This is a genomic window from Promicromonospora sp. NPDC052451, from assembly GCF_044547525.1.
In the GTDB taxonomy this organism is placed as follows: domain Bacteria; phylum Actinomycetota; class Actinomycetes; order Actinomycetales; family Cellulomonadaceae; genus Promicromonospora.
Genome location: NZ_JBIUAP010000014.1, coordinates 36,963 through 62,862 on the forward strand (window position 1 = coordinate 36,963; position 25,900 = coordinate 62,862).

A 25,900-nucleotide genomic window follows, 5' to 3' on the forward strand; every position below is an offset into this window, starting at 1 on the left:
GGGTGGAACGGTAACCCGACTACCTGACCATCCGGACCTCCGCCAGGTCGGCGGCGTTCGTGTCGAGCACGCGCGCGCCCTCCATGGCGAAGCCGTTGCGCTCGTAGAAGCGCCGGGCGCGCGGGTTGTCCTCGGCGACCCAGAGCTGGGCGGCGGTCCCGGGCGGCACGACGGCGTCCAGCAGCGCCTGCCCCACGCCGGTCCCGTGGTGCGCCGCCAGGACGTACAGGAGGTAGAGCTGCTGGTCGCGCACGGGCAGCACGTCGTCCTGCTCCACGGACTCGCCGGCCATCGCGATGCCGACCACCTCGCCGGCGACCTCCGCGATCACCGGGGCCGCACCGTTGCCCAGCCACCGTTCCCACGTCGCCACGCGGCGCTCCAGGGTGGCGGTGACCCAGAACTCGGGCGGCAAGATGGACCCGTAGGTCGTGACCCAGGTGGTGTGGTGCACCTGGGCGACCGCGGCGGCGTCGGACAGCGTGGCTGTACGCAAGTTCACGACGCGCAACATACTCCCGCGCCAGGGGGCCGCGGGACAGTCGGCCCCGGGCAGGTGTCAGGCGCGGTGCAGCGTGCCGACCAGGCACTCCTTGACGCCGACCGTCGACAGGGCACGCGCCGGCACGGGGGCGAGCCAGCCGACCGCCTCCGCGGCGGGCACCAGGCGCACGTCGCGCACCTCGAACTCGTCGCCGCCGCGCGTCAGCCGCACCGTGCCGGAGCTCATCGTGTTGCGGGCCCAGTCGGTGCCCGGACCCCACGGGAGCGGCAGCACGGCCACGACCTGCTCCTGCGGCTGGGCCGCGAACGCGACCAGCGGGGTGGCGTACTCCGTGCCGGACCTGCGCCCCACGTGGTGCAGCACGACCCACGGCGGGACGTGACCGGCGATGCGGAGCATCCACGGGTTGAGGACCTTGCCTGCCTGGACGACGATCTCGGGTGCGGCCATGGCCCCCATCATGGTTCAGGAGCGGCGATCCGTCAGCCTGAGCCGGACCCGGTCCCCGGCCGTCGCTCGAAGGACAGCACGGGACGGCCCGTCCGCGGATGGGTCAGCACGTCGACCCGCACCCCGTAGACCGGTTCCAGCACCGCCGGCACCAGCACCTCGCCCACCGGCCCCGCCGCCACGACCCGGCCGCGGGCCAGCAGCACCACGTGGTCGCAGGTCGCCGCCGCGAGGTTGAGGTCGTGCAGGGCGGTCACGACGGTCACGCCGTCCGCCGCGAGGTCGCGCAGCACCCGCATGGCGTCGAGCTGTGCGGCGATGTCCAGGTGGTTGGTCGGTTCGTCGAGCAGCAGCAGCCGCGGCTGCTGGGCCAGCGCCCGGGCCATGTGCACGCGCTGGCGCTCGCCGCCCGACAGCGTGGCGATCTCCCGGCCGGCCAGGCCCTCGGCCCCGGCCGTGGCCAGGGCGGCACGTGCGGCGGCGCGGTCGGCGTCGGAGTCGCCGGCGAGCAGGGCGCGGTGCGGGATGCGGCCCAGCAGCACGGCGTCCAGCACCGACAGGGGCAGGTCGGTGGTGGCGTCCTGTTCCACGAGGGCGAGCACGCGGGCGCGCTCGCGCCGGGAGAGCGCGGCCAGGTCCGTGCCGCCGAACGTCGCGGGCACAGCGTCCGACGGCGCCCCGCCCGACGGCGCCCCGCTCCGTCCCGCCTGCTGCACCCCGGCCAGGACCCGCAGCAGCGTCGACTTGCCGGACCCGTTGGGGCCCAGCAGCCCCGTGACGGCGCCGGGCGGGGCCAGGACGCCCACGTCGTCCAGGATCAGCCGGCCGTCGATCTGCCAGGTGACGGCGGCGGCCGCGAGGCCCGCGCCGGTCGCCTCCTGCGTCGCCGGCCGGGGGTCCACCGAGGGTCCCGCGCTCATCGCCGGGCTCCCTTCCAGAGCAGGAACGCGAAGACGGGGGCACCGATCGCCGCGGTGACGATGCCGACCGGCAGCTCCCGGGGCTCGAACACGGTGCGGGCCAGCGTGTCCGCCCAGACCAGGAACGAGGCCCCGGCCAGAGCCGACAGGGGCAGCAGCAGGCGGTGCCGCGCGCCGGTCAGCAGCCGCACCGCGTGCGGCAGGATCAGCCCGACGAACCCGATGGACCCGCTCTGCGACACGAGCGCGCCCGTCAGCAGGGCGACGCCGACCAGCAGCACCCAGCGCGTCCGCTGCACGGACACCCCCAGGGCAGCCGCGGCCGTGTCCCCGAACGTGAACGCGTCGAGCACCGAGCCGCTCAGCGCGAGCGGCACGCCGACCAGGAGCACGGCGCCGCCCGCGACGGCCACCGACGTCCACGTCGCCGACGCGACGGAGCCCATCAGCCACGACAGCACCTCCCGGAAGGCGTCGCCCGTGGCCGACCAGAAGATCACGAACGAGACCGCCGCCGCGCAGAGCTGGCTGATCGCGAGCCCCGCGAGCACCGTGCGGGTGGGCGTGATCGTCCCGAGCGCACCGGCCAGCGTCAGTGCGAGGGCCAGAGCGCCGACCGCGCCGGCGAACGCCGCCACCGGCAGCAGGAGCGGCACGCCCACGAGCAGCACCAGCACGGCGCCGAGCGACGCGCCCGACGACAGGCCCAGCAGGTACGGGTCGGCGAGCGGGTTGCGGGTGAGCGACTGCATCACGGCGCCGCACAGCGCGAGGCCCGCGCCCACGGCCACCGCCGTGAGGATCCGCGGCATGCGCAGCTGCCACACCATGCCGTCGCGCAGCGCGGTGAGCGGCTCCAGGCCGAGCGGTCCGCCCAGCCCGAGGTGGCCGGCCACCGACCGCCACACCTCGGACAGCGCCAGGTCCGCGGGACCGATCGTGACCGCCACGCCCACGCTCAGCACGAGCACCACGGCCGCGCCGGGCAGGGCGAGCCCGGCTCTGCCCGGGCCCACCCTGCCCGCAGTACCGCGTGCGCTCACCGGTCGAGGTCCGCCAGCTGGTCCACCACCGAGGCCACGGCGTCGACGTTGCGCACGCCCGCCTCGGTCGCCGGGAACGGCACCACCACGTACCGCTCCTCCTTGACCGCCGTCATCTCCCGCGTGGCCGGGTTCGACTCCAGGGCCTCGATCTTCGCGTCCGCGGGGTTCCAGGCGGCGTCCACCAGCACGACGACGTCGGGGTCCGCCTCCACGATGCTCTCCCAGCCCAGGGAGGTCCAGGTGTCGTGGACGTCGGCCGCGACGTTCGTGAGCCCCGCGGCCTCCATGATCATCTGCGGGGCGCCGATGCCCGCCCCCACGTACGGGGTGTCGTCACCCGAGGACCACCACAGGGCCGTCAGCCCCCGGTCGTCCGGCTCGATCGCGTCCAGCGCCGCGCGCTGCTCCTCGACCAGGGCCGCGGCGGCCTCCTCGGCGTCGAACAGGGTGCCCACCTCCGCGATCTCGTCGAAGACCGTGTCGAACGTCAGCGGGTCCGGCATGTAGCCCTCCGCCTTGCAGGCGGCGGGGGAGACGTACGTGGCGACGCCGAGACCCGCGAGCGTCGTGCGGTCGCCCGCCGTCTCGGCCGAGAGGTTGGACTCCCAGCCCGCGTAGACCAGGTCCGGCTCCAGGGCCAGCGTCGCCTCGGAACCCGGCGCCTCGTCCGCGAACGGCTCCTCGACGGCGGGCACCGTCTCCAGGGAGTCCGGCACGGGCCCGTCGAGGAACGCCGACCCGACGATCCGGTCGCCCAGCCCCAGGGCCAGCAGCATCTCCGTCGTCGACGACTTGATCGTCACCACGCGCTCCGGTGGCGCCTCGACGGTGGTCTCGAACCCGCAGTTGTCGAGGGTCACGGGAAAGGCGCCCGACGCTGACGCCGCGGCGTCGGGCTCGTCGGCGGCCGTGGCCGAGCAGGCGGCCAGGGCGAGAGCCGCGGCGGCGGTCACGGCGGGCAGGGCGTACCGCCGGCGCGAGCGGACGGCGGACAGGGCGCGGCGGGTACCGTCCGCGCCGCTGGGCAGGGACGGACGGTCAGGTCGGACACGGTGGGGGTGCACGGATGGCTCCAGGGGTCGGCGAACGGCCCACGACCGCAGGACCGTGGGCGAGCAGCGACGCGCCATCTCGCGTCCGGGGTGGGAAGCGGCTCACAGCGAGAGCCGCGTCGGCGGGCCAGAAGAGGGCCCGCGACCCGCCGCCACGATACACCGGGGGAGGGATACGGCCGGTGCGGTTTTCGCTGTGAGCGTCGGGCGTCGGGCGTCGGGTGCCGGCCCCGCGGGGGCGGCGTCGCCGTCCGCCCGGCCGCGGCGCCGTCCGCGAGCGACCGGACCACGCCCGTGCCTACGGTGGGCTCGAACCCCGACGGCACGGAGGTCCCCATGACGAACGAGCCGGAGAACCAGCCCGCGCACAACCCCGACCCGGAGCCGGACGGCCGCACCATGCCCACCAGCGGCAACCTGCAGCCCGGCGAGACCCCGCCCGAGTCCGACCAGGTGAGCGCACCGCAGGGCCACGAGGAGCACGGCCCGCCTGCCTGGGTGCCCCGCGCCTGGATCGTCGCCATCCTGGTCGTGGCGGGGCTGGTCGTCGCCCTCTTCGCGGGCTACGCCGCCGGGCTGCTCCGCTGAGCCGGCGGCTACAGTGCGGCCATGAGCGACAGCACCGCCCCCGAGACCGCCACCCCCGAGACCACCCCGACCCGCCGCGCCCTGGTGACCGGGGCGTCGTCGGGCATCGGCGCCGCGACCGTGCGCCGCCTGCGCGCCGACGGCTGGACTGTCGTGGCCGCCGCCCGCCGCGCGGACCGGCTGGAGGCGCTCGCCGCGGAGACGGGCTGCGAGGTCTACGCCGTCGACCTGACCGACGGCGACGCCGTGGCCGCGCTCGCCGGCCACCTCGGCGCCACCGGCGGCCTCGACGCCGTGGTCAACAACGCCGGCGGGGCCTTCGGCCTGGACCGCGTCGAGGACGCCGACATCGACGGCTGGCGCCGCATGTACGAGATCAACGTGCTCGGCACGCTCCGTGTCACCCAGGCCGTGCTGCCCCTGCTGCGGGCCGCGGGCGCGGCCAAGGGCGTGGCCGACGTCGTGAACGTGACCTCCACCGCCGCCCAGGGCGCCTACGAGGGCGGCGCCGGCTACACCGGCGCCAAGCACGCCGAGCACATGCTGTCCCAGACGCTGCGCTGGGAGACCGCGGGCGAACCCCTGCGCGTCATCGAGATCGCGCCGGGCGCCGTCGCCACGGAGGAGTTCTCGCTGGTGCGCTTCGGCGGGGACGCAGAGAAGGCCGCCGCCGTCTACGAGGGCTACACGCCCCTGGTCGCCGACGACGTCGCCGACACCATCGCCTGGACCCTGTCCCGCCCCGACCACGTCAACATCGACCTCGTGACGATCCGCCCCCGGGCCCAGGCCCACAACTCGAAGATCGTCCGCGGCACGGGCGCCTGACGGGCGGGCCTTACGGAGTCGTGACGGTCCGCCCTCGTCCCCGCGCAAGCGTGGATCGGCGTGCCAGGCTGGGCACATGACCCAGGCAACCGACACCCCGGCGACCTCGCGGACCGACCGTTCGCCGCACGACGGGTGGTGGGCGGCCCTCGCCGGCGTCGTCGCCGGGGGCGCGGGGCTGGCCGTCGCGGAGCTCGTGGCCGCGCTCGTCGCGCCCGGCTCCAGCACCCTGTTCGCGGGTGGCGCCGCCGTGGTCGATGCCGTGCCCGGCTGGCTCAAGGACCTCGCGGTGCAGTGGTTCGGCACCGCCGACAAGGCGGTGCTGCTCGGCACGATGGGAGTGGTGCTCGCCGCCGGCGCGGCGCTCGCGGGCTGGGCCGAGCTGCGCCGTCCGCCCCTGGGGTCCCAGCTCATCGGCGGCGTGGGCGTCATCGGCGCGATCGTCGCGGTGCTGCGCCCGGAGGCGACGCCGCTGTGGGCGCTGCCCAGCCTGATCGGGATCGGCGGCGCCGTGCTCGCGCTGCGCGCGGCCGTGGCACGCCTGCGGCCGGAGCCGGACCTGCGGTCCCCGGGGGCCGGCGTGGTGGACCGGCGCGGTTTCCTCGCCGCCACCGGGATCGCCGCGGGCGTCGCGGTGCTGGCGCTGGCGGGCTCGCGGGCGCTGTCGGCGGGGTCGGCCGCGGTGAGCGTGGTGCGGGACAAGATCCGGCTGCCGGCCGCGCGCCGGGCGGCCGCCCCGGTCCCTGCGGGCGCCGACCTGGAGCTCGACGGCCTGACCCCCTACGTCACCCCGAACCCGGACTTCTACCGGATCGACACGGCCCTGCGGGTGCCGCAGCTCGACCCGGCGGACTGGTCCCTGGAGGTGCGCGGCATGGTGGAGGAGCCGTTCACGATCACGTGGGACGAGCTGCTCGCGCTGCCGCTGGAGGAGCACCACGTGACGCTCGCCTGTGTCAGCAACACCGTGGGCGGCGACCTGATCGGCAACGCCCTGTGGCTGGGCTACCCGGTCCGCGCCCTGCTGGAGCGGGCCAGGCCGCGCGCCGGTGCCGACATGGTGCTCTCCCGGAGCGACGACGGGTTCACCGCCGGCACCCCGCTCGAGGTGCTGCTGGACCCGGACCGGGACAGCCTCCTCGCGATCGGCATGAACGGCGAGCCGCTGCCGGTGGAGCACGGCTTCCCGGCGCGGCTGGTGGTGCCGGGCCTGTACGGCTACGTCTCGGCCACCAAGTGGGTGACGTCGCTGGAGGTCACCACCTTCGAGGCCGACCAGGGCTACTGGACGCCGCGCGGCTGGTCCGCGCTGGGGCCGGTCAAGGTGCAGTCCCGCATCGACGTGCCGCGGGGTTCCGCGGCACCGGGCGCCGTCACCGTGGCCGGGGTCGCATGGGCGCAGCACACCGGCATCGGCGCGGTCGAGGTCAGGGCCGACGACGGCGAGTGGGTCACGGCCGAGCTCGCCGAGACCGTGGGGCCCGACACCTGGCGCCAGTGGCACGCCTCGCTCGACCTCGCCGAGGGCGACCACACGCTGACGGTCCGGGCCACGGACGCCGACGGCCTGGTCCAGACCGAGGCCGAGGCCCCGCCCGCGCCCGACGGCGCCACGGGCTGGCACACGGTGCAGGTCTCGGTGGGCTGACGCCGCCCGCCGGCAGCCCTCAGCAGAAGGGGGCGGACGCCGACGACGTGGCGGCGACGAGCAGCTCGTGGAGCTGTTCGCGCTGCGGACGGTCCAGGGCGGCGAAGACCTCGTCCTCCACGACCGACAGCGCGAGCTCCGCCTGGCAGAGCAGCGCCACGCCGTCGTCGGTCAGGGACACGACGTGCCGGCGCCTGTCCTGGGCCGAGCGGCGCCGCTCGGCCAGGCCGCGCCGCTCCAGCTCGTTGAGCAGGCCCACGACGTTGGTGCTGTCGAGCACGAGGGCCGCCGCGAGGTCCTGCTGGGTGATCTCGCCCCGCTCCCGCAGCACGGTCAGAGCGACGAGGTGCCGGGTGCGCAGACCGAGCGGGGTGAGCGCGGACTCGGACCGGCGGCGCAGGTGCCGCGCCAGGTAGTCGATCAGCGCGCCGGACCGGTTCAGGGACTGCTCCATGACCTGCTGCTCGTCCACGGCATCTCCCTCGTCGTCACGCCTCCGCACCACCACTCTACGGCGGTGCGGGGGCGTGACGTGCGCAATTATGCGGCGAGCGTCGCCGGATCAGGCCGTGGTGGCGGCCGGTGCCCAGAGGCTGTCGATCTCGGCCTCGGCCTGCCGGCGGCTCTCCTCGGCGAGCGGCACCAGGCCGGACATCGCGGGGGTCGACGCCGCCAGCGTGAGCTCCGCGGTGATGAACCGCGGCTCGATCCCCACCAGCGACAGGCCGTGCGGCAGCCAGGCGGAGGCGTGGTCCCAGCCGTGCCGCGGGGTGCCCTCGGCGTACCCGCCGCCGCGCGAGACCACGACGACGAAGTTGCAGCGGCCCAGCAGCCCCTCCCGAGTCTGGGGGTCGAAGCCCAGACCCGGCGCGACGAGGTGGTCCAGCCACGCCTTGACGGTGCTCGGCGGTCCGAAGTTGTAGATGGGCAGCCCGAGCAGCACGGTGTCCGCAGCCGCGATCTCGCCCGTGAGCTGCTCCATGCGGGACCAGGAGCGGGCCTGGTCCGGCGTGTGCTGGTCCTGGGGCACGCCGCGGCTGGTGTTGGCCGCCGCGTCGAAGTGGGGTACCGGGTCGGCAGCGAGGTCACGGTACGTGACCGTCCCGTCCGGGTGCGCAGCGCGCCAGGCGTCGGCAGCACGGGCGCTCAGCTGCCTGCTGACGGAGCTGTCACCCTGGATGCTCGCGTCGATGTGCAGCAGTGTTGCCATGGTGGAGGTCCTCCTGGAGATCGGTCGATCGGCCGATGCGGCCTCCAGCATCAATGATTTGCACAGCACCAACTATTTCCGATCAGTATGTGACCTGGCTCACTCATCTCGTCGAGGGGCATGTGACCATGCGGTTGCTGCCAGGAACGGGCCGGTCCTGGCAGCAACCGCATGGTCGTCGGAGCTGTCGTCGGAGCTGCCGTCGGGCGGCCGGCGGTGTGCGGCGGCCCGCCCCGGTTGCCCGGTCCCGCTACGATGGGTCCACAGGCATCGACCCGGCCATCACCGGTGAGCCTCCGGAAGAACAGGTGCCCAGCGGGCCGCCCCAGTAGAACCGGACGGGTAGGCCCGTCACAGCCGTCAACGAGCGGTCGCGTGCGCAAGCGGGCGGCAAGCGGGGTGGTACCGCGGCGCACCCGGGTGCGGCGTCCTCGCAGCAGAGCATCACCGAAGTCCACCTGCTGCCGAACCGCTGAACCCGCCAGGAGCCAGAAGAACCATGGCCTATCCGCTGCACCGTCCCAGCGACGCCGAGGGCGCCGTCCCCGCGTCCCCCAGCCTGCCCGACCTCGAGCGCGACGTCCTCGCCTACTGGGAGAAGGACGACACCTTCCGTGCGTCCGTCGAGGCCCGTCCGGCCGGCGAGAACGGCAGCAACGAGTTCGTCTTCTACGACGGCCCGCCGTTCGCCAACGGCCTGCCGCACTACGGCCACCTGCTGACCGGGTACGCGAAGGACGTGGTGCCGCGCTACCGGACCATGAAGGGCCAGCGCGTCGAGCGCCGCTTCGGCTGGGACACCCACGGCCTGCCGGCGGAGCTGGAGGCGATGAGCCAGCTCGGCATCAAGACCAAGGAAGAGATCGTCGAGCTGGGCATCGACAAGTTCAACGCCGCGTGCCGGTCCAGCGTGCTCAAGTACACCGACGAGTGGCGCACCTACGTGACGCGCCAGGCCCGCTGGGTGGACTTCGAGGGCGACTACAAGACGCTGGACCCGACCTTCATGGAGAGCGTGGTCTGGGCCTTCAAGTCGCTGTTCGACAAGGGCCTGATCTACGAGGGCTTCCGCGTGCTGCCCTACTGCTGGAACGACCAGACACCCCTGAGCAACCACGAGCTGCGCATGGACGACGACGTCTACCAGCAGCGTCAGGACCCGGCGGTGACGGTCGGCTTCCGGATCACCGAGGTGCCCGACGGTGCCGACGTGCTCCGCGCCGGCGACCACCTGCTCATCTGGACGACGACGCCGTGGACCCTGCCCTCCAACCTGCTGGTCATGGTGGGCCCCGACGTCGACTACGTGATCGTCGAGTCGTCCTTCACGGGCACTCCCCAGCGCTACGTGCTGGCCGAGGCGCGCGTGGCGGCGTACGCCCGCGAGCTGACGGACGAGGGCAACGAGGAGCCGACCGTCGTCGGGCGCCTGACGGGGAGCGACCTGCTGGGCGCGGCCTACGAGCCGCCGTTCGACTACTTCGAGGGGCACCCGGGTGCGCACCGCGTGGTCGAGGCCGACTTCGTCACCACGACCGACGGCACCGGCCTGGTGCACAACGCCGGCGCGTTCGGTGAGGAGGACAAGCAGGTCACCGACCGCGAGGGCGTGGACCCGGTGATCCCGGTGGGCGCCGACGGCCGCTTCACCTTCCCGGTCGAGGAGTACGTGGGCCTGCAGGTCTTCGACGCGAACGCGCCGATCATGGACCACCTCAAGGCCCGCACGCGCGGCCCGGCCGACGGCGAGGCGGGGCGGACGACGTCGGGCACCGTGCTGCTGCGCCGCGAGCAGTACGCGCACTCCTACCCGCACTGCTGGCGCTGCCGCAACCCGCTGATCTACATGGGCGTGTCCTCGTGGTTCGTCGAGGTGACGAAGTTCAAGGACCGCATGGGCGAGCTCAACCAGGAGATCACCTGGGTGCCGGAGCACATCAAGGACGGCCAGTTCGGCAAGTGGCTGGAGAACGCCCGCGACTGGTCCATCACGCGCAACCGGTTCTGGGGCTCGCCCGTGCCGGTCTGGAAGTCGGACGACCCGCAGTACCCGCGCGTCGACGTGTACGGCTCGTTCGCGGAGCTGGAGCGCGACTTCGGGCGGCTGCCCCTCGACCACGAGGGCAAGCCGAACCTGCACCGGCCGTTCGTCGACGACCTGACCCGGCCCAACCCGGACGACCCGACCGGGAAGTCCACGATGCGGCGTGTCGAGGACGTGCTGGACGTCTGGTTTGACTCCGGCTCGATGCCCTACGGCCAGGTGCACTACCCGTTCGAGAACAGCGACTGGTTCGAGCACCACTTCCCGGGCGACTTCATCGTGGAGTACATCGGGCAGACGCGCGGCTGGTTCTACATGATGCACGTGCTGTCCACGGCGCTGTTCGACCGGCCCGCGTTCAAGACGGCGGTCTCGCACGGCATCGTGCTGGGCTCCGACGGCCGCAAGATGAGCAAGTCGCTGAAGAACTACCCGGACGTCAACGAGGTCTTCGACCGTGACGGGTCCGACGCGATGCGCTGGTTCCTCATGGCCTCGCCGATCCTGCGCGGCGGCAACCTCATCGTCACCGAGGACGGCATCCGTGACGCCGTCCGCCAGGTGCTGCTGCCGCTGTGGAGCACCTACTACTTCTTCACGCTGTACGCCAACGCCGCGAACGACGGCGCGGGCTACTCCGCGCAGCCGCTCACGCCCGAGCGGGTGTCCGGGCTGCCCGTCATGGACCGCTACCTGCTGGCCCGCACGCGCGGCCTGCTGGCCGACGTGACCGAGCAGCTCGACGTCTACGACATCGCCGGTGCCTGCGACTCGGTGCGCCAGTACCTGGACGCGCTGACCAACTGGTACGTGCGCACGCAGCGCGACCGCTTCTGGGCCGAGGACGCCGACGCGTTCGACACCCTGCACACCGCGCTGGAGACGCTCACCCGGGTCATGGCGCCGCTCGCGCCGCTGCTCACGGAGGAGGTCTGGCGGGGCCTGACGGGCGGCCGCTCGGTGCACCTGACCGACTGGCCGTCGCTCGACTCGGCCGAGGGCTCCGTGCTCGTGGCCGACGACGCGCTCGTCGCCGCCGTCGAGTCCGCGCGGGCCGTGGTGTCGCAGACGCTGGCCCTGCGCAAGGCGAACAAGCTGCGCGTGCGGCAGCCGCTGCGTTCGCTGGTCGTGGCGGTCGCGGACCCGGACGGCGTCGCGCCGTTCACCGGCCTGCTGGAGACCGAGCTGAACGTCAAGGAGGTGCGCCTGGTGGAGTTCTCGCCCGAGGTGGCGGCATCCTTCGGCGTCACCGAACGGCTCGCGGTCAACGCACGTGCCGCCGGTCCGCGCCTCGGGCGCGGCGTGCAGGCCGTGATCAAGGGCGCGAAGGCGGGCGACTGGTCCGTGGCTCCCTCGGGTGCCGTGGTGGTCACGACGGCGGACGGCGACGTCGAGCTGCTCGAGAGCGAGTACGAGCTGACCACCGTGGTGGCCGGTGACGCGGACTCGGCGGACGTCGCGGCCGCGGTGCTCACCGGCGGCGGTTTCGTGGTGCTCGACCTGGCGCTCGACGACGCGCTGCGTGCCGAGGGGTACGCCCGCGACGTCGTCCGCGACGTGCAGGACGCCCGCAAGGCCGCCGGCCTGCAGGTGGCCGACCGGATCGCGCTGGACCTGACGGTCCCGGCCGAGTGGGTGGCGGCCGTGGAGCAGCACCGCGAGCTGGTGACGCGGGAGACGCTGGCGACGGCGCTCACGGTCACGGCCGGCGCCGAGCGCGCGGTGTCGGTGGCCAAGGCCTGAGAGCCTGAGGACGGAGGGGCGAGGCCGGTGCCGCCGGCCTCGCCCCTCCCGTCGTGTCCGCGCCCTGGATCAGGTGTCGATGCGAGCGTCCCAGTGCTCCAGGATGTCGACCATCGGGATGCCGTAGACGTACGAGAAGCACTGCGTCGGCAGGGACGTGCGGCCGCAGCTGCGGCGGTTCGAGCCGCCGTCGATCATCCCGCGGGCGTAGGCCTCACCGCCGATGACGATGTACATGGGCCCGCCGCTGTCGCCCCCGCCGACCGTGACGCCGCCGTCGTCCCGGCTCGCGCGGAACCCGTGGCACGTCTCGTCGCCGCAGGTCCAGGCGATGTCGGTGGCCTGGATGGTGGCGCAGTGCTCCCCGGTGACCGCACCCGAGCTGCAGATGTTCTGCCCGACGGCGGGCCGCTGCACCTTCGTCACCGGGAACGAGTAGCTCTTGTCCCCGGGAGCCGCGTCCCACGGGCCGCCGAACACGGCCGCGGCCGTCTTGGGGCCGCCGACCGGGTCGATGAGCTGCGCGTCGAGGTGCAGCGCGCGGTCGGTGACCGTACCGAGGCGCTGGCCCGTGCCGTCGCGCACGACGTCGCCGACCCGCTCGTTGCAGTGCGCCGCGGTGACCAGGCGGTGCCCCTCGGGCGTGACGATGGAGAAGCCGGTCGAGCAGTAGTCGGTCCCGTCCGCGGTCGCGATCGCGCCGCCCGCGTGCCACGGAGCCTGGTCGTCACGGCGGCTCCCGGCGGTGGACTGGACGCCGCCGTCGACCAGGGTGGCCCGCACGGGTACGCCGGCCGCGCGCTCCAGGTGCTCGGTCAGGTCGGGCCGGGTCGCGACGGCGGAGTCCCGGCTGACCTCGGCCACCAGCCCCGCGTAGTCGGCGGCGGGGAGCACGGCGAGCACGGCGTCCGGCCCGTGCGCCGCGCGCTGACCGTCGAGCAGCCGCGTGCTCGCGGCGCGCAGCTCGGCCTCGCTGAACACGGTGCGCCGCACCTCGACGTTCACCGGGGCCTGCTGCAGCAGTCTGCTGACCTGGGCCGGGGCGTGACCCTTCCACGAGACGGTCACCGTGGCGGCGTCGTAGTCGACGGCCACCCCGGCGTAGCCGGGCACCCCGGCGAGCGCCGTGGCGGTGGCGGCGGTGCGGTCGACGGCGGCCTCGCGGGCGTCGGTGGCCCGCGCGTGGTTGCCGGCGGTGTCGTCCGCCGGGAGCGTCCGGGCAGTCCCGGCCGCCTCCACCGGGCCGACGACGCCGCCGCGCACCGGTGTGCCGGTCATGGCCGCCGCCGGGGCGGCAAGGACCGCTGCCAGTGCCATGGCCCCGACGATCATCGTCCGCCGGACAGAGCTGTGTCGTCTCATCGTCGTCCCCCCGAACCGACTCGAGCAGCGCCGACCCGGCGTTGCGGGTGTCATCGTTCTTCACGGGGTGAAAAGCCGCAACATGTCGTTGTGGTGGACGTGCCGGAGTCCGGGCGGCGCTCTTGACTGGCGCGATATCATCACCTTGATATCGTCTGGAGGTGGCACTCGTGGAACAGATCCTCATCCGCAATCTCCCGGTCGGCACCAAGGCCGTCCTGAGCGAACGCGCGGCGCGGCATCACCGGTCGATGGAGGCGGAGGCCCGCGCCATCATGGAAGAAGCCCTCGTGGGCGAACCGGCGAGCATCGTGGACTACCTGGCCATGCCCGACAGCGACGACATCGACTTCGAGCCCGGCCACCTGGGGCTGACGGCCCGCAGCGCCGAGCTCTGATGTACGTCCTCGACACCAATGTGGTCTCAGCGCTGCGCCGCCCGGACCGTGAACCCGCGGTTGCCGACTGGGCGCGTGCCGTGCCGCTCGTCGACCAGTACGTCACGGCGCTGACCATCGCGGAGATCGAACGCGGCGTCGTCCGCAAGGAGCAGGCCGACCTCGTCCAGGGCGCGGTGCTGCGGCGGTGGCTCGCGGAGCACGTCCTGCCCGGATTCGCAGACCGCGTCCTCCCGTTCGACCTGCCCGCGGCGCGGATCCTCGCTCGCTACCCCGTCCCCGAGCACGCCCCGTACGACGACGCCCTGATCGCGGCGGTCGCCGAGGCTCACGGGATGACCGTGGTCACCCGCAACCTCCGCCACTTCACCCCCCTCGGTGTGCGGGTGCTCTGCCCGTGGGAACAACAGCCGGGACGTACGGGCTGACGTCGGACCCTGGGCGGCCTGCCGCTCCCGAGCCTGGAGGAACCTATCCTCTGAGAGTGGACGACACCCAGAAGAACTCGCGGAAGAACCGCCGCGGCACCAGCCGCGGCGCCGAGAACGCGGACCCCGCCATCCAAGAGGCGCTGAACACGGTCTACAAGGAGATCCTGTCCCGGCAGCCCGAGCACGACATCGACCCCACCATGGCCCGAGTGCAGCGCGTCCTCGAGCTCCTCGGTGACCCCCACCGCGCCTACCGCACCGTCCACATCACCGGCACCAACGGCAAGTCCTCGACGGCTCGGATGGTCGAGCGCCTCGTGCGGGAGCACGGCCTGCGCACCGGACGGTTCACCTCTCCGCACCTGACCAGCGTCACCGAGCGCATCTCCGTCGACGGCGAGCCCCTCAGCCAGGAACGGTTCGTCGAGGTGTTCGAGGACGTCGCGCCCTACATCGGCGTCGTCGACCGCGAGTCGCAGGAGCAGGGCGGGCCCCGTCTCAGTTTCTTCGAGGTGCTCACCGTCATGGCGTTCGCCGCGTTCGCGGACGCGCCCGTCGACGTCGCCGTCGTCGAGGTCGGGATGGGCGGCACGTGGGACTCCACCAACGTGGTGGACGGCGAGGTCGCCGTCATCACGCCCGTCGCCCTGGACCACGAGCGCTGGCTCGGCTCCACCGTCGAGGAGATCGCCACCGAGAAGGCCGGCATCATCAAGGACGGCGCGACCGCCGTCATCGCCGAGCAGACCGACGCCGCGCTCGGCCCCATCCTCGAGCGCGCCGAGAAGGTGGGCGCCCACCTGGTCCGTGAGGGCATCGACCTCGAGGTCGTGGACCGGCGCATCGCCGTCGGCGGGCAGCTCGTCGACCTGCGCACGCCCGCCGGCGTGTACACGGAGATCTTCGTGCCGCTGCACGGCGCCCACCAGGCACACAACGCGCTCCTGGCGCTCGCGGCCACCGAGGCCCTGATCACCGGCGGGCGCGCCCTGGGGGCGGAGATCGTCGAGGCGGGCTTCGCGGACGTCGAGGTGCCCGGCCGCCTGGAGCTCGTGCGGACCAGCCCGACGGTGCTGGTCGACGTCGCGCACAACCCCGCTGGCGCCGAGGCCCTGGTGGACGCGCTGGAGGAGTCGTTCAACCTGGAGCGCGTCGTCGCCGTCGTCGCGGTCATGGCGGACAAGGACGCCGAGGGTCTCCTGTCCGTCCTGGAGCCGGCCGTCGCGGAGATCGTGGTTACGCGGAACTCGTCGGAACGGTCCGCCGACCCGGAGGACCTGGCCGAGGTGGCGCGCGAGGTCTTCGGCGAGGAGCGCGTGCACGTGGCGGCGCGGCTGGACGAGGCGCTGCAGGTGGCGACGGACCTCGCCGAGGCGGACAACACGAGCAGCACCGGGCTGGGCTCCGGCGTGCTCGTCACCGGCTCCGTGGTGACCGTGGCAGACACGCGGATCCTGGTCGGCCGCGGCTGACCGCGCCGTCCGCCGCGGTCGACCGGGCCGTCCGCCGCGCCTGACCGCGCCGTCCGCCGCGCCCGACCGGGCCGTCCGCCACGGCCCTGCCGGACGGACAGGTCACCCGGGTGACCTGTCCGTCCGGCGCCCGGTGTCCTGTACGACCCGGGCCGGTGTGGTGTTACATGAGAACCATGGGACGCGTCCGCCGGCCCGGCGCCGTCGCCGGGTCGCGCAGCCCACGAGGAGGTCGCCGTGAAGAAGCTGCTGAACGATCCTGCTGACGCCGTCGCCGACTCCCTGGCCGGCTTCGCGCTCGCGCATGCCGACCTGGTCCAGGTGAGCACGTCACCCGTGTTCGTCAGCCGTGCCGGGGGCGCGGTGACCGGCAAGGTGGGCCTGGTCAGCGGTGGGGGCTCGGGGCACGAGCCCCTGCACGCGGGGTTCGTGGGCGCCGGCATGCTCGACGCCGCCGTGCCGGGCGCCGTGTTCACCTCGCCGACGCCCGACCAGATCCTGCCCGCGATCCAGGCCGCGGACGGCGGCGCCGGGGTGCTCACGATCGTCAAGAACTACACGGGCGACGTGCTCAACTTCGAGACCGCCGTGGAGCTCGCCGAGGCCGAGGACGTCGAGGTGGCCTCGGTGCTGGTCAACGACGACGTCGCCGTCGAGGACTCCCTGTACACCGCCGGCCGCCGCGGTGTGGCCGGCACGCTCGCCGTCGAGAAGATCGCGGGGGCGGCCGCCGACCGGGGCGCCGACCTGGCGACCGTGAAGGCCGTCGCCGAGCGCGTCGTGGCGAACGTGCGCTCCATGGGCGTGGCCCTGGCCGCGCCCGTCGTACCGCACGTGGGTCGGCCCAGCTTCGACCTGGGGGACGACGAGATCGAGGTGGGCATCGGCATCCACGGCGAGCCGGGACGGCACCGGGTGCCCGCGGCGAGCGCCGACGAGGTCACCGAGATGCTCCTCACGCCCGTGGCCGACGACCTGGGCCTGACGGGCGGCGAGCGAGTGTTGCTGTTCGTCAACGGTATGGGCGGCACCCCGCTCTCGGAGCTGTACGTGGTCTATGGTCGAGCGCGGCGCCTTCTCGAGGAGCGCGGCGTGACGGTCGCCCGGTCGCTCGTGGGCAACTACGTGACGTCGCTCGAGATGCAGGGGGCGTCGGTCACGGTGCTCCGGCTGGACGACGAGCTGGAGGCTCTCTGGGACGCGCCGGTGAACACTGCGGCACTTCGGTGGTGAGACAGGAAAGGGCTGGCGGACATGGCGTTGGACGCGGACTGGGCGGAGCGATGGGTCCGCCGCACGGCGGATGCCGTGGCGGACGCGAAGGACGAGCTCACCGAGCTCGACCGGCAGATCGGCGACGGCGACCACGGCGAGAACATGCACCGCGGCTTCCAGGCGGTGGTGGCGCGTCTGGACGACGCCGCGGCCGACCAGGGCGCCGGTGACGAGCGGACGGTCGGCGACGTGCTCAAGCTCGTGGCGACCACGCTGATGTCCACCGTGGGCGGTGCGTCGGGCCCGCTGTACGGGACGGCGTACCTGCGCGCGGCGAAGGTGTCGGGCCGGCCGCGGATCGACCCGCCCGTGGTCGTCGCGGTGCTGGAGGCCGCGCTGGAGGGCGTGACCTCGCGCGGCAAGGCGACGGTGGGGGAGAAGACGATGGTGGACGCGTGGCACGCGGCCGTCGAGGCGGCCGAGGCCGCGGCGGGCGGCGGCGGTTCCGAGGTGGACGTGCTGCGGGCGGCGGCGGAGGCCGCCGACTCGGCGGCGACCGGCACCATCCCCATGATCGCGACCAAGGGCCGTGCCTCCTACCTGGGTGAGCGCAGCGCGGGGCACGAGGACCCCGGTGCCCGGTCCACCGCGCTGGTGCTGGGTGCCGCGATGGCCGCGGCCCTGTCCGCCCCGGATGCCGCGCCCGCCGACCCCCACGACGTCGCATGACGGCGCGCGTGGCCCTGCTGCTCGTCTCCCACTCCGCGGACCTGGCCCGCGGCGCCGCGGAGCTCGCCGGGCAGATGGCGCCCGACGTGCTGGTGCGCGGCGTGGGCGGCGGCCCCGACGGCGGCCTGGGCACCTCGCTCGACGCGGTGCAGAAGGCGCTGGCGGAGATCCTGACGGCCCTGGACGACGCCGCGGCGCCGGGCGGGGGCGGCGTCGTCGTGCTCGGGGACCTCGGGTCGTCGGTGCTCACGGTCGAGGCGGCCCTGGAGCTGGACGACGCCCTGGCCGAGCACGTGGTGCTGGCGCGGGCCCCGTTCGTGGAGGGCGCGGTCGCGGCGGCGGTGACGGCGCACGGCGGTGCGGACCGGGCCGCCGTGCTGGAGTCGGCCACCGCGTCGGCGTCGATGTTCGCGGCGATCGAGGCGGCGCAGGCGCCGCAGCCGGCCGGTGCGCCGGACGCGGAGAGCGCCACGTCGCGCACCGTGACGGTGCGCAACCCGCTGGGCCTGCACGCGCGGCCGGCGGCGCTCGTGTCGCGCAAGGTGGCCGAGCTCGGTGCGGCCGTGACCATCGACGGCGTGGACGCCTCCAGCGTGCTGCAGCTCATGGCGCTCGGCGCCACGCAGGGGCGCGAGCTGCGGGTGGAGGCCACGGGGGAGCGCGCTGCCGAGGCGGTGGCCACGGTGGTCGAGATGATCGACGGAGGCTTCGGCGAGGTGTGACGCCCGTCTCATCTTTTTGCAGTTGATGAATTTTTGCGCGGGGTGCAAGAATTGAGGCATGGTTCCCACCTCCTCGCGCGAGTCCGTCGCGCCCGCGGACACGTCAGGCCCCGGCCTGCGCGAGCTCGCCGGGGCGCTCGAGGGGTCGCCGGCCGAACAGGGGCTGCGTGAGCGCAAGAAGCGCGCGCGCCGCCTGGCCCTGATCGACGCCGCGCAGCAGCTCGTCGCGGAGCACGGCTTCGACGCCGTCACCGTCGAGATGATCAGCGCGGAGGCAGGCGTCTCGCCGCGCACCTTCTTCAACTACTTCGAGTCGAAGGACGACGCCGTGATCGGCGCGGAGGACGCCGGGCTGCCGGAGGCCGTCGTCCGGACGTTCGTGGAGGGCGGTCCCACCGGCCACCTGCTGTCCGACCTCGAGGCCCTGGTCGCCGCCCTGCTCGCCACGGCCGACGAGGCCCACGACCGGGTGAAGCGGGCCATGGACCTGATGCAGCACGAGCCGCGTCTCCTGCGCCGCCACGTGGTCTGGATGGACCGGCACAAGAACCAGCTCGTCGAGCTCTTCGAGGCCCGGCGGGCGCACACCCCGTTCAGCACCGACACCGAGCTGCTGACGATGCTCGTCCTGCTCCTCCTGCGCACCTCGCTCGTCGCCTGGGAGCACGCCGGCTACACCGGCAGCCCGGCCGACCACCTGCCCGGCGCCGTCGCGCAGCTCGTCGACGTCGTCGCACGCGACCTCGACTGAACCTCCTCCTCGTCCCGCACCTCGCACGACCTGATCCCCAGAAAGGCGTCACCCATGAGCCACGCCGTCGCCACGGCGCCGGACAAGCCGCTGGTCGTTCTCAACCAGCGCACGATCTGGCTGATCTTCGGGGCCCTGATGGCCTCCATGTTCCTGTCCTCCCTGGACCAGACCATCGTCGGCACCGCGATGCCCACCATCGTGGGCGAGCTGAACGGCGTGGAGCACCAGGGCTGGGTCATCACCGCCTACATCCTGGCGATCGCGATCGCCATGCCCCTCTACGGGAAGTTCGGTGACCTCTACGGGCGGCGCTGGCCGTTCCTCGTGGCGGTCGGCCTGTTCGTGGTCGCCTCCCTCGGCGGCGGCATGGCGCAGTCCTTCGAGGCCCTCGTGGCCTGGCGCGCCGTGCAGGGCCTGGGCGGCGGTGGCCTGATGATCCTGTCGCAGGCGATCATCGCCGACATCATCCCGGCGTCCGACCGCGGCAAGTACATGGGCCCGATGGGCGCCCTGTTCGGCATCTCCGCCGTCGCCGGCCCGCTGCTCGGCGGCTGGCTCACCGACGGCCCCGGCTGGCGCTGGACCTTCTGGATCAACGTGCCGATCGGCATCGCCGCCTGGTTCATCGCCTACTTCGCCCTCAAGCTGCCCTCGCACCGCTCGGGCCGGCCCACCGACTGGGGCGGCATCCTCACCATGGCGCTCGGCACCACCGGCATCGTGCTGCTGACGAGCTGGGAGTCGCTCGGCCACGACGGCTACGACTGGTCCGACCCGACGCTGCTGGGCGTGCTGCTGGGCACCGCCGTTATGGTCGGCCTGTTCATCCTCATCGAGAACCGGGTGGCGGAGCCGCTCATCCCGCTGCGGCTGTTCAAGAACCGCACCTTCACCATCACCACGCTCATCGGCCTGGTGCTCGGCATGGGCATGTTCTCCGCCATGGCGATGCTGCCGACGTTCCTGCAGATGTCCGCCGGCGCCGGCGTCACGGAGTCCGGCCTGCTGATGCTCCCGATGATGGCCGGCGTGATGCTGACCTCGATCGTCTCCGGCTTCGCGATCTCCAAGACGGGCCGCTACAAGATGTACCCCGTGGTCGGCCTCGCCGTCACGATCCTCGGCATGATCTGGCTGACCCGTCTCGAGGGTGGCATGTCGCTGTGGCTCTTCGGCGCGATGATCTTCGTGCTCGGCGCCGGCATGGGCCTGATCATGCAGACCATCGTGCTCGCGGTGCAGAACTCGGTGGACCCGCACGAGCTGGGCACGGCGACGTCGTCGAACAACTTCTTCCGCGAGATCGGTGCCGCCGTCGGTACGGCGGCGTTCACCACGGTGTTCACCTCGCGCCTGACGGACAACCTGGGTGAGGTCTTCGCGGGGCTGCCCGAGGGGGCCGCACCGGCGGGCGGCGGCTCCGGCCTGACGCCGGCACTCGTGGAGCAGCTCCCCGAGCCCCTGCGCAGCGGCGTCGTCGACGCGTTCGCCGACTCGCTCGCCCCGGCGTTCTGGTACCTGGTGCCGCTGGTCGTCGTGGGCCTGGTGCTCGCGCTGTTCCTCAAGGAGGTCAAGCTCTCCAACGAGGCCGGCATGGTCGCCCGCGGCGAGGCGGTCGTGGAGGGTGCGGGCACGCCCGCGGCCGACCGTGTGCCGGACGCCGACGCCGTCCCCACCGCCGAGCCCAGGACGGACCCGGTCCCCGGTCGCAAGGAGACGGATATCCTGGACCGGTGAGCAAGGACCGACCCGCCCCCGGCGACCGCATCAGGCCCAAGAAGTCCGCACTGGTGCAGTTCACGTCCACCACGCTGCTGCTCGAGGTGTTCCTCGTGCTGTTCGCGACGCTCGCGGTGTGGGGCCTGCGCGACTCGGACTTCGGGCGCGGGCCCCTGCGCATCGAGTCGAGCGCGGTGATCTGGGTGCTGGGCGGCGTCCTGGTCCTGGTGCTGCTCGTGCTGTCCCGGGCCCAGGGCACGCCGGCCGGCCGGGCGGCAGGGACGGTCGCCCAGGTGCCCGTGCTCGCCATGGGCCTGCTGGTGCCGATGATGTTCCTCGTCGGCGGCATCTTCGTGGTGCTGTGGGTCTACGCGCTGCGCCTGGGCGCGCGTGTGGACCGCGAACGGGCGGAGTACGACGCCGCCCACCCGGAGACGGCGCCGAACGCCTCCTGACCCCGGACGCCCCCGTCACCCTGGTGACGGGGGCGTCCGCACCTCTGCAGCCCGATAAGGTGGGCGTCATGACCGACGTCGCAGAGAAGACCCTGCCCACGGAGGCCTCGACGCAGCCCGTGGCCGAGCGCACCCTCGTCCTCGTCAAGCCGGACGGCGTGCGCCGTGGCCTGTCGGGGGAGATCCTGCGCCGCATCGAGGCCAAGGGCTACACGCTGCGCGCCGTGCAGCTCAAGGACGCCACCGCCGAGCTGCTGGCCGCGCACTACGCCGAGCACGAGGGCAAGCCGTTCTTCGGCCCCCTGGTCGAGTTCATGATGTCGGGCCCGGTCCTGGCCGTCGTGGCCGAGGGCGAGGGCGTGATCCCGGGCTTCCGTTCCCTGGCCGGTGCCACCAACCCGACCGACGCCCTCCCCGGCACGATCCGCGGCGACCTGGGCCGCGACTGGGGCACGAAGGTGCAGCAGAACCTGGTGCACGGTTCGGACTCGGCCGAGTCCGCCGCCCGCGAGATCGCCCTCTGGTTCCCCGAGCTGGGCTGAGATCCCGCAGGACGGCGCGGCCGCTGACCTGTCGGACCGTAGGAGCAGAGCGTCCGTCCGGGACGTGCGCGGCGTCGTCCGCGCGTCCCGGACGGACGCTCTGCTTCGGCGTACATCCGCCGGATGTCCGACGTTCAACCCGTATCCACAGTTAGGCTCACCCAGTGCACCTCAAGACGCTCACGCTCCGGGGATTCAAGTCCTTCGCGTCGGCGACCACCCTTGAGCTGGAGCCGGGCATCACCTGCGTGGTGGGCCCCAACGGCTCCGGCAAGTCGAACGTGGTCGACGCCCTGGCCTGGGTCATGGGTGAGCAGGGCGCCAAGTCGCTGCGCGGCGGCAAGATGGACGACGTCATCTTCGCCGGCACGTCCGGCCGCGCGCCCCTGGGCCGTGCCGAGGTCTCCCTCACGATCGACAACACCGACGGCGCGCTGCCGATCGACTACACCGAGGTGACGATCTCGCGCACGCTGTTCCGCAGCGGCGGTTCCGAGTACGCGATCAACGGCAACAGCTGCCGCCTCCTGGACATCCAGGAGCTGCTGAGCGACTCCGGCATCGGCCGCGAGATGCACGTCGTGGTGGGGCAGGGACAGCTCGACGCCGTCCTGCGTGCCACCCCCGAGGAACGGCGCGGCTTCATCGAGGAGGCCGCCGGGGTCCTCAAGCACCGCAAGCGCAAGGAGAAGGCGCTGCGCAAGCTCGACGCGATGCAGGGCAACCTCGCGCGCCTGGGCGACCTGACCGCCGAGCTGCGGCGGCAGCTCGGACCGCTCGGCCGGCAGGCCGAGGCCGCGCGCAAGGCCCAGACCGTGCAGCGGGACCTGCGCGACGCCAAGGCCCGCCTGCTCGCCGACGACCTGGCCCAGCTCACCGCCCAGCTCGAGCAGGAGCTCGCCGACGAGCGGTCGCTCAAGCAGCGGCAGGCCGAGACGGAGGCCGCGCTCACCGAGGCCCGTGGCACCCTGGCCCGGCTGGAGGCCGCGATGTCGGCCGAGTCGCAGCAGGTCAGCCAGGCCGGGGACACGGTCTTCGCGCTGTCCCAGACGCGTGAGCGGCTGCGCAGCCTGCAGTCCCTGGCCGGGGAGCGCGCCCGCCTGCTCGGCACTGCCGAGCCCGCGCACCAGGGCCAGGACCCGGACGACCTCGAGGCCCAGGCGGCCCGTGCCCGCGCCAGCGAGGAGGAGCTGGTCACCGAGGTCGAGATGGCCCGCGAGGTCGTGGAGACCGCCGTCGACGCCCGCGCGGAGGCCGAGGCGGCCGCGCAGGCCGCCGAGCGGTCGCACGCGGCGCTGCTGCGCGCCGCCGCGGACCGGCGCGAGGGCCTGGCGCGCCTGGCCGGCCAGGTCGCCGCGCGCCGCAGCCGCGTCGAGGCCGCGCAGTCGGAGCTGGACCGCCTGCGGGAGGCGCTGCTGGAGGCCGAGCAGCGGGTCGAGGAGACCTCGCGCGAGCTCGGCGCCCTGGAGGCCGAGGTCGGCGGGGGCGGCGAGGACGGCGTGGAGGGGCTCGACGTCGCGCACGAGGCGGCGTCCGAGGTGCTGGAGCTCGCCAAGGCCGAGGTGCGCCACCTCCAGGAGCAGGTCACCACGGCGGAGCGGGATCGCAGCGCGGCGGCCGCCAAGGTCGAGGCACTGGAGCTGAGCCTGGACCGCAAGGACGGCGCGGGCACCCTGCTGGCCGCCGACCACGCAGGCGTGCTCGGCTCGGTCGCGGCGCTCCTGGGCATCGAGGCCGGTTTCGAGGACGCGGTGGCCGCCGCGCTCGGCCCGGTGGCGGACGCCGTGGCCGTGGCGGGCGTCGACGAGGCCGTGGACGCGCTGCGGCTGCTCCGGGACCAGGACGCCGGCCGCGCCAGCCTGGTCGTGGGCGGCGCCGCCGCGGAGGCCGGCCGCCCCGACGTCGAGCTGCCCGCGGGCGCCCGCTGGGCCACGGACGTGGTGCAGGTCGCGGGCCCGGCGTCGGCCGCGCTGCGGACGATCCTGCGCGACGTCGTCGTGGTGGACGACCTGGCGCGTGCCCGTGTGCTCGTGCGTGACCAGCCCGTGGTCGCGGTGACCCGGGCCGGCGACCTGCTGGGTGCCACGCGCGCCTGGGGCGGGTCGGCGGCCGCGCCCAGCGTGCTGCACCTGCAGTCGGCGCTCGACGAGGCGAAGGCGGCGCGCGACGAGGCGGCGGCCCGGGAGGCCGACGGCTCGGCGCACCTGGAGCGCGCCCGCTCCGAGCGCGCCGCGGCCCAGGAACGCTACGACGAGACGCTGGCCCGCCTCGGGGAGGCCGACGCCGCGCGTGCCGCTGCTGCCGAGCAGCTCGGGTCCCTGGGCGCCGCCGCCCGGGCCGCCCGGGCCGAGGCCGACCGGCATCGCGCCGCGCTGGAGCAGGCGCAGACGCGCCGCGCGGAGGACGAGCTCGAGCTGGAGGCGCTCGTCGAGCGCATGACGATCGCCGAGGAGGAGCCCGACGACGGCGAGGGCTCCGTCGACGAGCTGCAGGCCCAGCGGGACGCCGCCGCCGAGGCCGCGACCGCCGCGCGCGGGCGCGAGACCGAGGCACGGCTGGCCCTGCGCACGGCGGAGGAGCGGGCCCGCGCGGTGTCCGGCCGCGCGCAGGCGCTGGTCGCGGCGGCCGAGCAGGAACGAGAGGCCCGTGCCCGCGCCGCCGAGCGCGAGGAGGCCCGACGGCGCGACGCGGCGCGGGCGCTGGAGGTTCAGCAGGGCGTCGCCGTGGCGCTGGAGGCCATCGCGCGGTCGCTCGACCGGGCGACGGCCGAGAAGGCCGCCGCCGAGGAGGCCCGTGCCGCCGGGTCGGAGCAGCTCCTGGCCGTGCGCGGGAGCGTCGAGTCGCTCACCGCCGAGCTGCGTGAGCTGACCGACGTGGCGCACCGCGACGAGGTGGCCCGCGCGCAGCAGATGCTGCGCCTGGAGCAGCTCCAGACCCGCGCGACCGAGGAGCTGGGCACCGACCCCGACGTGCTCGTGGAGGAGTTCGGCCCGCACCAGATGGTCCCCGTCTACGAGGGGGACGTCGCGGTCCGGGGCCGCAAGCGACGCGCCGTCGTCGAGCGGGACGAGGAGGGCAACCCCATCCGGTACGCGGGTGACCCGCCGCTGCCGCGCGGCGCCGCCGCGCGCGAGGACGCGCTCATCGCGCGGACGCGTGCCCTGCACGAGGCGGGCCTGCGGCCCGACGACCCGGCGGCGACCGCGGTGGTCGTCGCGGCGGCCGGGGCGGAACCCGCCGAGGAGCCGGCGCCGGACGGCGAGGCGGGGGCCGAGGAGGCCGCACCGGCCGAGCCGAAGCCCGACCGGATGGTCCCGTACGTCCGCGAGGAGCAGGAGGCGCGGCTGGCCAAGGCCGAGAAGGCGCTGTCGCGGATCGGCGCCGTGAACCCGCTCGCGCTGGAGGAGTTCGCGGCCCTGGAGGAGCGGCACCAGTTCCTCACCGACCAGCTCGCGGACCTGAAGAAGTCGCGGGAGGACCTGCTCCAGATCGTCGACGACATCGACGAGCGCGTGCAGCAGGTGTTCGCCGAGGCGTTCCAGGACACGGCCGCCAAGTTCCTGGAGATCTTCCCGCGGCTGTTCCCGGGCGGCGAGGGCAGGCTCACGCTCACGGAGCCGGAGAGCCTGCTGACCACCGGCATCGAGGTCGAGGCGCGGCCCGCCGGCAAGAAGGTCAAGCGGCTCTCGCTGCTGTCGGGCGGCGAGCGCTCGCTCGCGGCGGTCGCGTTCCTCGTGTCGATCTTCAAGGCCCGGCCCAGCCCGTTCTACATCATGGACGAGGTCGAGGCGGCGCTCGACGACGTGAACCTCGGGCGTCTCATCGAGATCTTCAAGGAGCTGCAGAAGGACAGCCAGCTCATCGTGATCACGCACCAGAAACGCACCATGGAGGTCGCGGACGCCCTGTACGGCGTGACCATGCGGGGCGACGGCGTCACGACGCTCATCAGCCAGCGCATGGGCGACCGGGAGACGGTGACCGCCTGAGCCCGAGCGGGTGAATTTCTCGCGTCCCCGGCCAGGAACGTTCGGGTGTGAGCGAATTCTCCCGGCACGTTCGTGCGT

The 25,900-nt window shown here is 73.7% G+C and carries 23 protein-coding genes; 15 read left to right on the forward strand and 8 right to left on the reverse strand.

Going from position 1 to position 25,900, the window contains the following annotated elements; all coding sequences use genetic code 11:
• Positions 1-19 precede the first annotated feature (19 nt).
• From ACIG47_RS21510 to ACIG47_RS21530, 5 genes are read right to left on the reverse strand one after another with little or no spacing between them, the layout of a single operon-like run.
• Positions 20-502 (reverse strand): GNAT family N-acetyltransferase, encoded by a 483-nt coding sequence (locus ACIG47_RS21510; RefSeq protein ID WP_397433096.1) that lies wholly within the window; start codon positions 500-502, stop codon positions 20-22.
• 57 nt (positions 503-559) lie between these two features.
• On the reverse strand, positions 560-955 hold the full coding sequence (locus ACIG47_RS21515) for a hypothetical protein (protein WP_397416173.1): 396 nt from the start codon (positions 953-955) through the stop codon (positions 560-562).
• Between the two features lie 32 nt (positions 956-987).
• Entirely contained in the window at positions 988-1,875 is an 888-nt protein-coding gene (locus ACIG47_RS21520; RefSeq protein ID WP_397433097.1) for an ATP-binding cassette domain-containing protein, read from the reverse strand.
• Positions 1,872-2,891 carry a putative F420-0 ABC transporter permease subunit gene (locus ACIG47_RS21525; protein ID WP_397433099.1) on the reverse strand — a complete coding sequence of 340 codons (1,020 nt, stop codon included), beginning with the start codon at positions 2,889-2,891 and terminating at the stop codon, positions 1,872-1,874. The genes ACIG47_RS21520 and ACIG47_RS21525 overlap by 4 nt, the downstream gene beginning before the upstream one ends.
• 23 nt (positions 2,892-2,914) lie before the next feature.
• On the reverse strand, positions 2,915-3,916 hold the full coding sequence (locus ACIG47_RS21530) for a putative F420-0 ABC transporter substrate-binding protein (RefSeq protein WP_397433182.1): 1,002 nt from the start codon (positions 3,914-3,916) through the stop codon (positions 2,915-2,917).
• 393 nt (positions 3,917-4,309) lie between these two features.
• Here ACIG47_RS21530 and ACIG47_RS21535 point away from each other — a divergent pair, with 393 nt between their 5' ends.
• The 3 genes from ACIG47_RS21535 to ACIG47_RS21545 all read left to right on the forward strand — a co-directional run bounded on the left by ACIG47_RS21535 (position 4,310) and on the right by ACIG47_RS21545 (position 7,037).
• A complete protein-coding gene (locus ACIG47_RS21535) occupies positions 4,310-4,561 on the forward strand; it encodes a DUF6480 family protein (protein WP_397433100.1) in 252 nt (83 codons plus the stop codon).
• A 21-nt stretch (positions 4,562-4,582) separates the two neighbouring features.
• Entirely contained in the window at positions 4,583-5,389 is an 807-nt protein-coding gene (locus tag ACIG47_RS21540) for an SDR family oxidoreductase (RefSeq protein WP_397433101.1), read from the forward strand.
• Positions 5,390-5,465: 76 nt separating this feature from the next.
• Entirely contained in the window at positions 5,466-7,037 is a 1,572-nt protein-coding gene (locus ACIG47_RS21545; RefSeq protein WP_397433103.1) for a molybdopterin-dependent oxidoreductase, read from the forward strand.
• Between the two features lie 19 nt (positions 7,038-7,056).
• Here the strand turns inward: ACIG47_RS21545 and ACIG47_RS21550 are convergent, their stop codons facing one another.
• Positions 7,057-7,509 carry a MarR family winged helix-turn-helix transcriptional regulator gene (locus tag ACIG47_RS21550; RefSeq protein WP_397416163.1) on the reverse strand — a complete coding sequence of 151 codons (453 nt, stop codon included), beginning with the start codon at positions 7,507-7,509 and terminating at the stop codon, positions 7,057-7,059.
• A 90-nt stretch (positions 7,510-7,599) separates the two neighbouring features.
• Positions 7,600-8,247: an FMN-dependent NADH-azoreductase gene (locus tag ACIG47_RS21555; protein WP_397433105.1), complete on the reverse strand. Its 648-nt coding sequence runs from the start codon at positions 8,245-8,247 to the stop codon at positions 7,600-7,602.
• A gap of 499 nt (positions 8,248-8,746) precedes the next feature.
• On the opposite strand from ACIG47_RS21555, the gene ileS reads away from it, so the two are divergent.
• Positions 8,747-12,034: an isoleucine--tRNA ligase gene (gene ileS, locus ACIG47_RS21560; protein ID WP_397433106.1), complete on the forward strand. Its 3,288-nt coding sequence runs from the start codon at positions 8,747-8,749 to the stop codon at positions 12,032-12,034.
• A gap of 69 nt (positions 12,035-12,103) precedes the next feature.
• On the opposite strand, the gene ACIG47_RS21565 is transcribed toward ileS, so the two are convergent.
• Positions 12,104-13,351 carry a hypothetical protein gene (locus ACIG47_RS21565; protein WP_397433107.1) on the reverse strand — a complete coding sequence of 416 codons (1,248 nt, stop codon included), beginning with the start codon at positions 13,349-13,351 and terminating at the stop codon, positions 12,104-12,106.
• 206 nt (positions 13,352-13,557) lie between these two features.
• On the opposite strand from ACIG47_RS21565, the gene ACIG47_RS21570 reads away from it, so the two are divergent.
• The 11 genes from ACIG47_RS21570 to smc all read left to right on the forward strand — a co-directional run bounded on the left by ACIG47_RS21570 (position 13,558) and on the right by smc (position 25,822).
• Complete coding sequence (locus tag ACIG47_RS21570; RefSeq protein ID WP_397433108.1) at positions 13,558-13,794, forward strand: FitA-like ribbon-helix-helix domain-containing protein; 237 nt, start codon at positions 13,558-13,560, stop codon at positions 13,792-13,794.
• Positions 13,794-14,222 carry a type II toxin-antitoxin system VapC family toxin gene (locus tag ACIG47_RS21575; RefSeq protein WP_397433110.1) on the forward strand — a complete coding sequence of 143 codons (429 nt, stop codon included), beginning with the start codon at positions 13,794-13,796 and terminating at the stop codon, positions 14,220-14,222. The genes ACIG47_RS21570 and ACIG47_RS21575 overlap by 1 nt, the downstream gene beginning before the upstream one ends.
• A gap of 203 nt (positions 14,223-14,425) precedes the next feature.
• Positions 14,426-15,697 (forward strand): bifunctional folylpolyglutamate synthase/dihydrofolate synthase, encoded by a 1,272-nt coding sequence (locus ACIG47_RS21580; RefSeq protein WP_397433184.1) that lies wholly within the window; start codon positions 14,426-14,428, stop codon positions 15,695-15,697.
• Positions 15,698-15,934: 237 nt separating this feature from the next.
• Positions 15,935-16,930, forward strand: coding sequence for a dihydroxyacetone kinase subunit DhaK (dhaK, locus tag ACIG47_RS21585; protein WP_397433111.1), 996 nt, complete (start codon positions 15,935-15,937; stop codon positions 16,928-16,930).
• A 21-nt stretch (positions 16,931-16,951) separates the two neighbouring features.
• Positions 16,952-17,641 carry a dihydroxyacetone kinase subunit DhaL gene (gene dhaL / locus ACIG47_RS21590; RefSeq protein ID WP_397416139.1) on the forward strand — a complete coding sequence of 230 codons (690 nt, stop codon included), beginning with the start codon at positions 16,952-16,954 and terminating at the stop codon, positions 17,639-17,641.
• Positions 17,638-18,363 (forward strand): HPr family phosphocarrier protein, encoded by a 726-nt coding sequence (locus tag ACIG47_RS21595; protein WP_397433112.1) that lies wholly within the window; start codon positions 17,638-17,640, stop codon positions 18,361-18,363. Before dhaL ends, ACIG47_RS21595 begins: the two co-directional genes overlap by 4 nt.
• A gap of 58 nt (positions 18,364-18,421) precedes the next feature.
• Positions 18,422-19,114 carry a TetR/AcrR family transcriptional regulator gene (locus ACIG47_RS21600; protein ID WP_397433113.1) on the forward strand — a complete coding sequence of 231 codons (693 nt, stop codon included), beginning with the start codon at positions 18,422-18,424 and terminating at the stop codon, positions 19,112-19,114.
• A 54-nt stretch (positions 19,115-19,168) separates the two neighbouring features.
• Entirely contained in the window at positions 19,169-20,854 is a 1,686-nt protein-coding gene (locus tag ACIG47_RS21605; protein ID WP_397433114.1) for an MDR family MFS transporter, read from the forward strand.
• Positions 20,851-21,291 carry a DUF4233 domain-containing protein gene (locus ACIG47_RS21610; protein ID WP_397433115.1) on the forward strand — a complete coding sequence of 147 codons (441 nt, stop codon included), beginning with the start codon at positions 20,851-20,853 and terminating at the stop codon, positions 21,289-21,291. Before ACIG47_RS21605 ends, ACIG47_RS21610 begins: the two co-directional genes overlap by 4 nt.
• 68 nt (positions 21,292-21,359) lie before the next feature.
• Positions 21,360-21,833 carry a nucleoside-diphosphate kinase gene (ndk, locus tag ACIG47_RS21615; protein ID WP_397433116.1) on the forward strand — a complete coding sequence of 158 codons (474 nt, stop codon included), beginning with the start codon at positions 21,360-21,362 and terminating at the stop codon, positions 21,831-21,833.
• Positions 21,834-21,997: 164 nt separating this feature from the next.
• Entirely contained in the window at positions 21,998-25,822 is a 3,825-nt protein-coding gene (gene smc / locus ACIG47_RS21620) for a chromosome segregation protein SMC (protein WP_397433117.1), read from the forward strand.
• Positions 25,823-25,900: the final 78 nt, after the last annotated feature.

What these genes read in the sequence shown, in the direction of transcription:
- ACIG47_RS21555 (WP_397433105.1), bottom strand. Translation starts at nt 8,247, where the DNA reads ATGGCAACACTGCTGCACATCGACGCGAGCATCCAGGGTGACAGCTCC.
- ACIG47_RS21575 (WP_397433110.1), top strand. Translation starts at nt 13,794, where the DNA reads ATGTACGTCCTCGACACCAATGTGGTCTCAGCGCTGCGCCGCCCGGAC.
- ileS (WP_397433106.1), top strand. Translation starts at nt 8,747, where the DNA reads ATGGCCTATCCGCTGCACCGTCCCAGCGACGCCGAGGGCGCCGTCCCC.
- ACIG47_RS21595 (WP_397433112.1), top strand. Translation starts at nt 17,638, where the DNA reads ATGACGGCGCGCGTGGCCCTGCTGCTCGTCTCCCACTCCGCGGACCTG.
- ACIG47_RS21580 (WP_397433184.1), top strand. Translation starts at nt 14,426, where the DNA reads ATGGCCCGAGTGCAGCGCGTCCTCGAGCTCCTCGGTGACCCCCACCGC.
- ACIG47_RS21545 (WP_397433103.1), top strand. Translation starts at nt 5,466, where the DNA reads ATGACCCAGGCAACCGACACCCCGGCGACCTCGCGGACCGACCGTTCG.
- ndk (WP_397433116.1), top strand. Translation starts at nt 21,360, where the DNA reads ATGACCGACGTCGCAGAGAAGACCCTGCCCACGGAGGCCTCGACGCAG.
- ACIG47_RS21540 (WP_397433101.1), top strand. Translation starts at nt 4,583, where the DNA reads ATGAGCGACAGCACCGCCCCCGAGACCGCCACCCCCGAGACCACCCCG.
- ACIG47_RS21520 (WP_397433097.1), bottom strand. Translation starts at nt 1,875, where the DNA reads ATGAGCGCGGGACCCTCGGTGGACCCCCGGCCGGCGACGCAGGAGGCG.
- ACIG47_RS21605 (WP_397433114.1), top strand. Translation starts at nt 19,169, where the DNA reads ATGAGCCACGCCGTCGCCACGGCGCCGGACAAGCCGCTGGTCGTTCTC.
- ACIG47_RS21600 (WP_397433113.1), top strand. Translation starts at nt 18,422, where the DNA reads ATGGTTCCCACCTCCTCGCGCGAGTCCGTCGCGCCCGCGGACACGTCA.
- ACIG47_RS21535 (WP_397433100.1), top strand. Translation starts at nt 4,310, where the DNA reads ATGACGAACGAGCCGGAGAACCAGCCCGCGCACAACCCCGACCCGGAG.
- ACIG47_RS21565 (WP_397433107.1), bottom strand. Translation starts at nt 13,351, where the DNA reads ATGGCACTGGCAGCGGTCCTTGCCGCCCCGGCGGCGGCCATGACCGGC.
- ACIG47_RS21515 (WP_397416173.1), bottom strand. Translation starts at nt 955, where the DNA reads ATGGCCGCACCCGAGATCGTCGTCCAGGCAGGCAAGGTCCTCAACCCG.
- dhaL (WP_397416139.1), top strand. Translation starts at nt 16,952, where the DNA reads ATGGCGTTGGACGCGGACTGGGCGGAGCGATGGGTCCGCCGCACGGCG.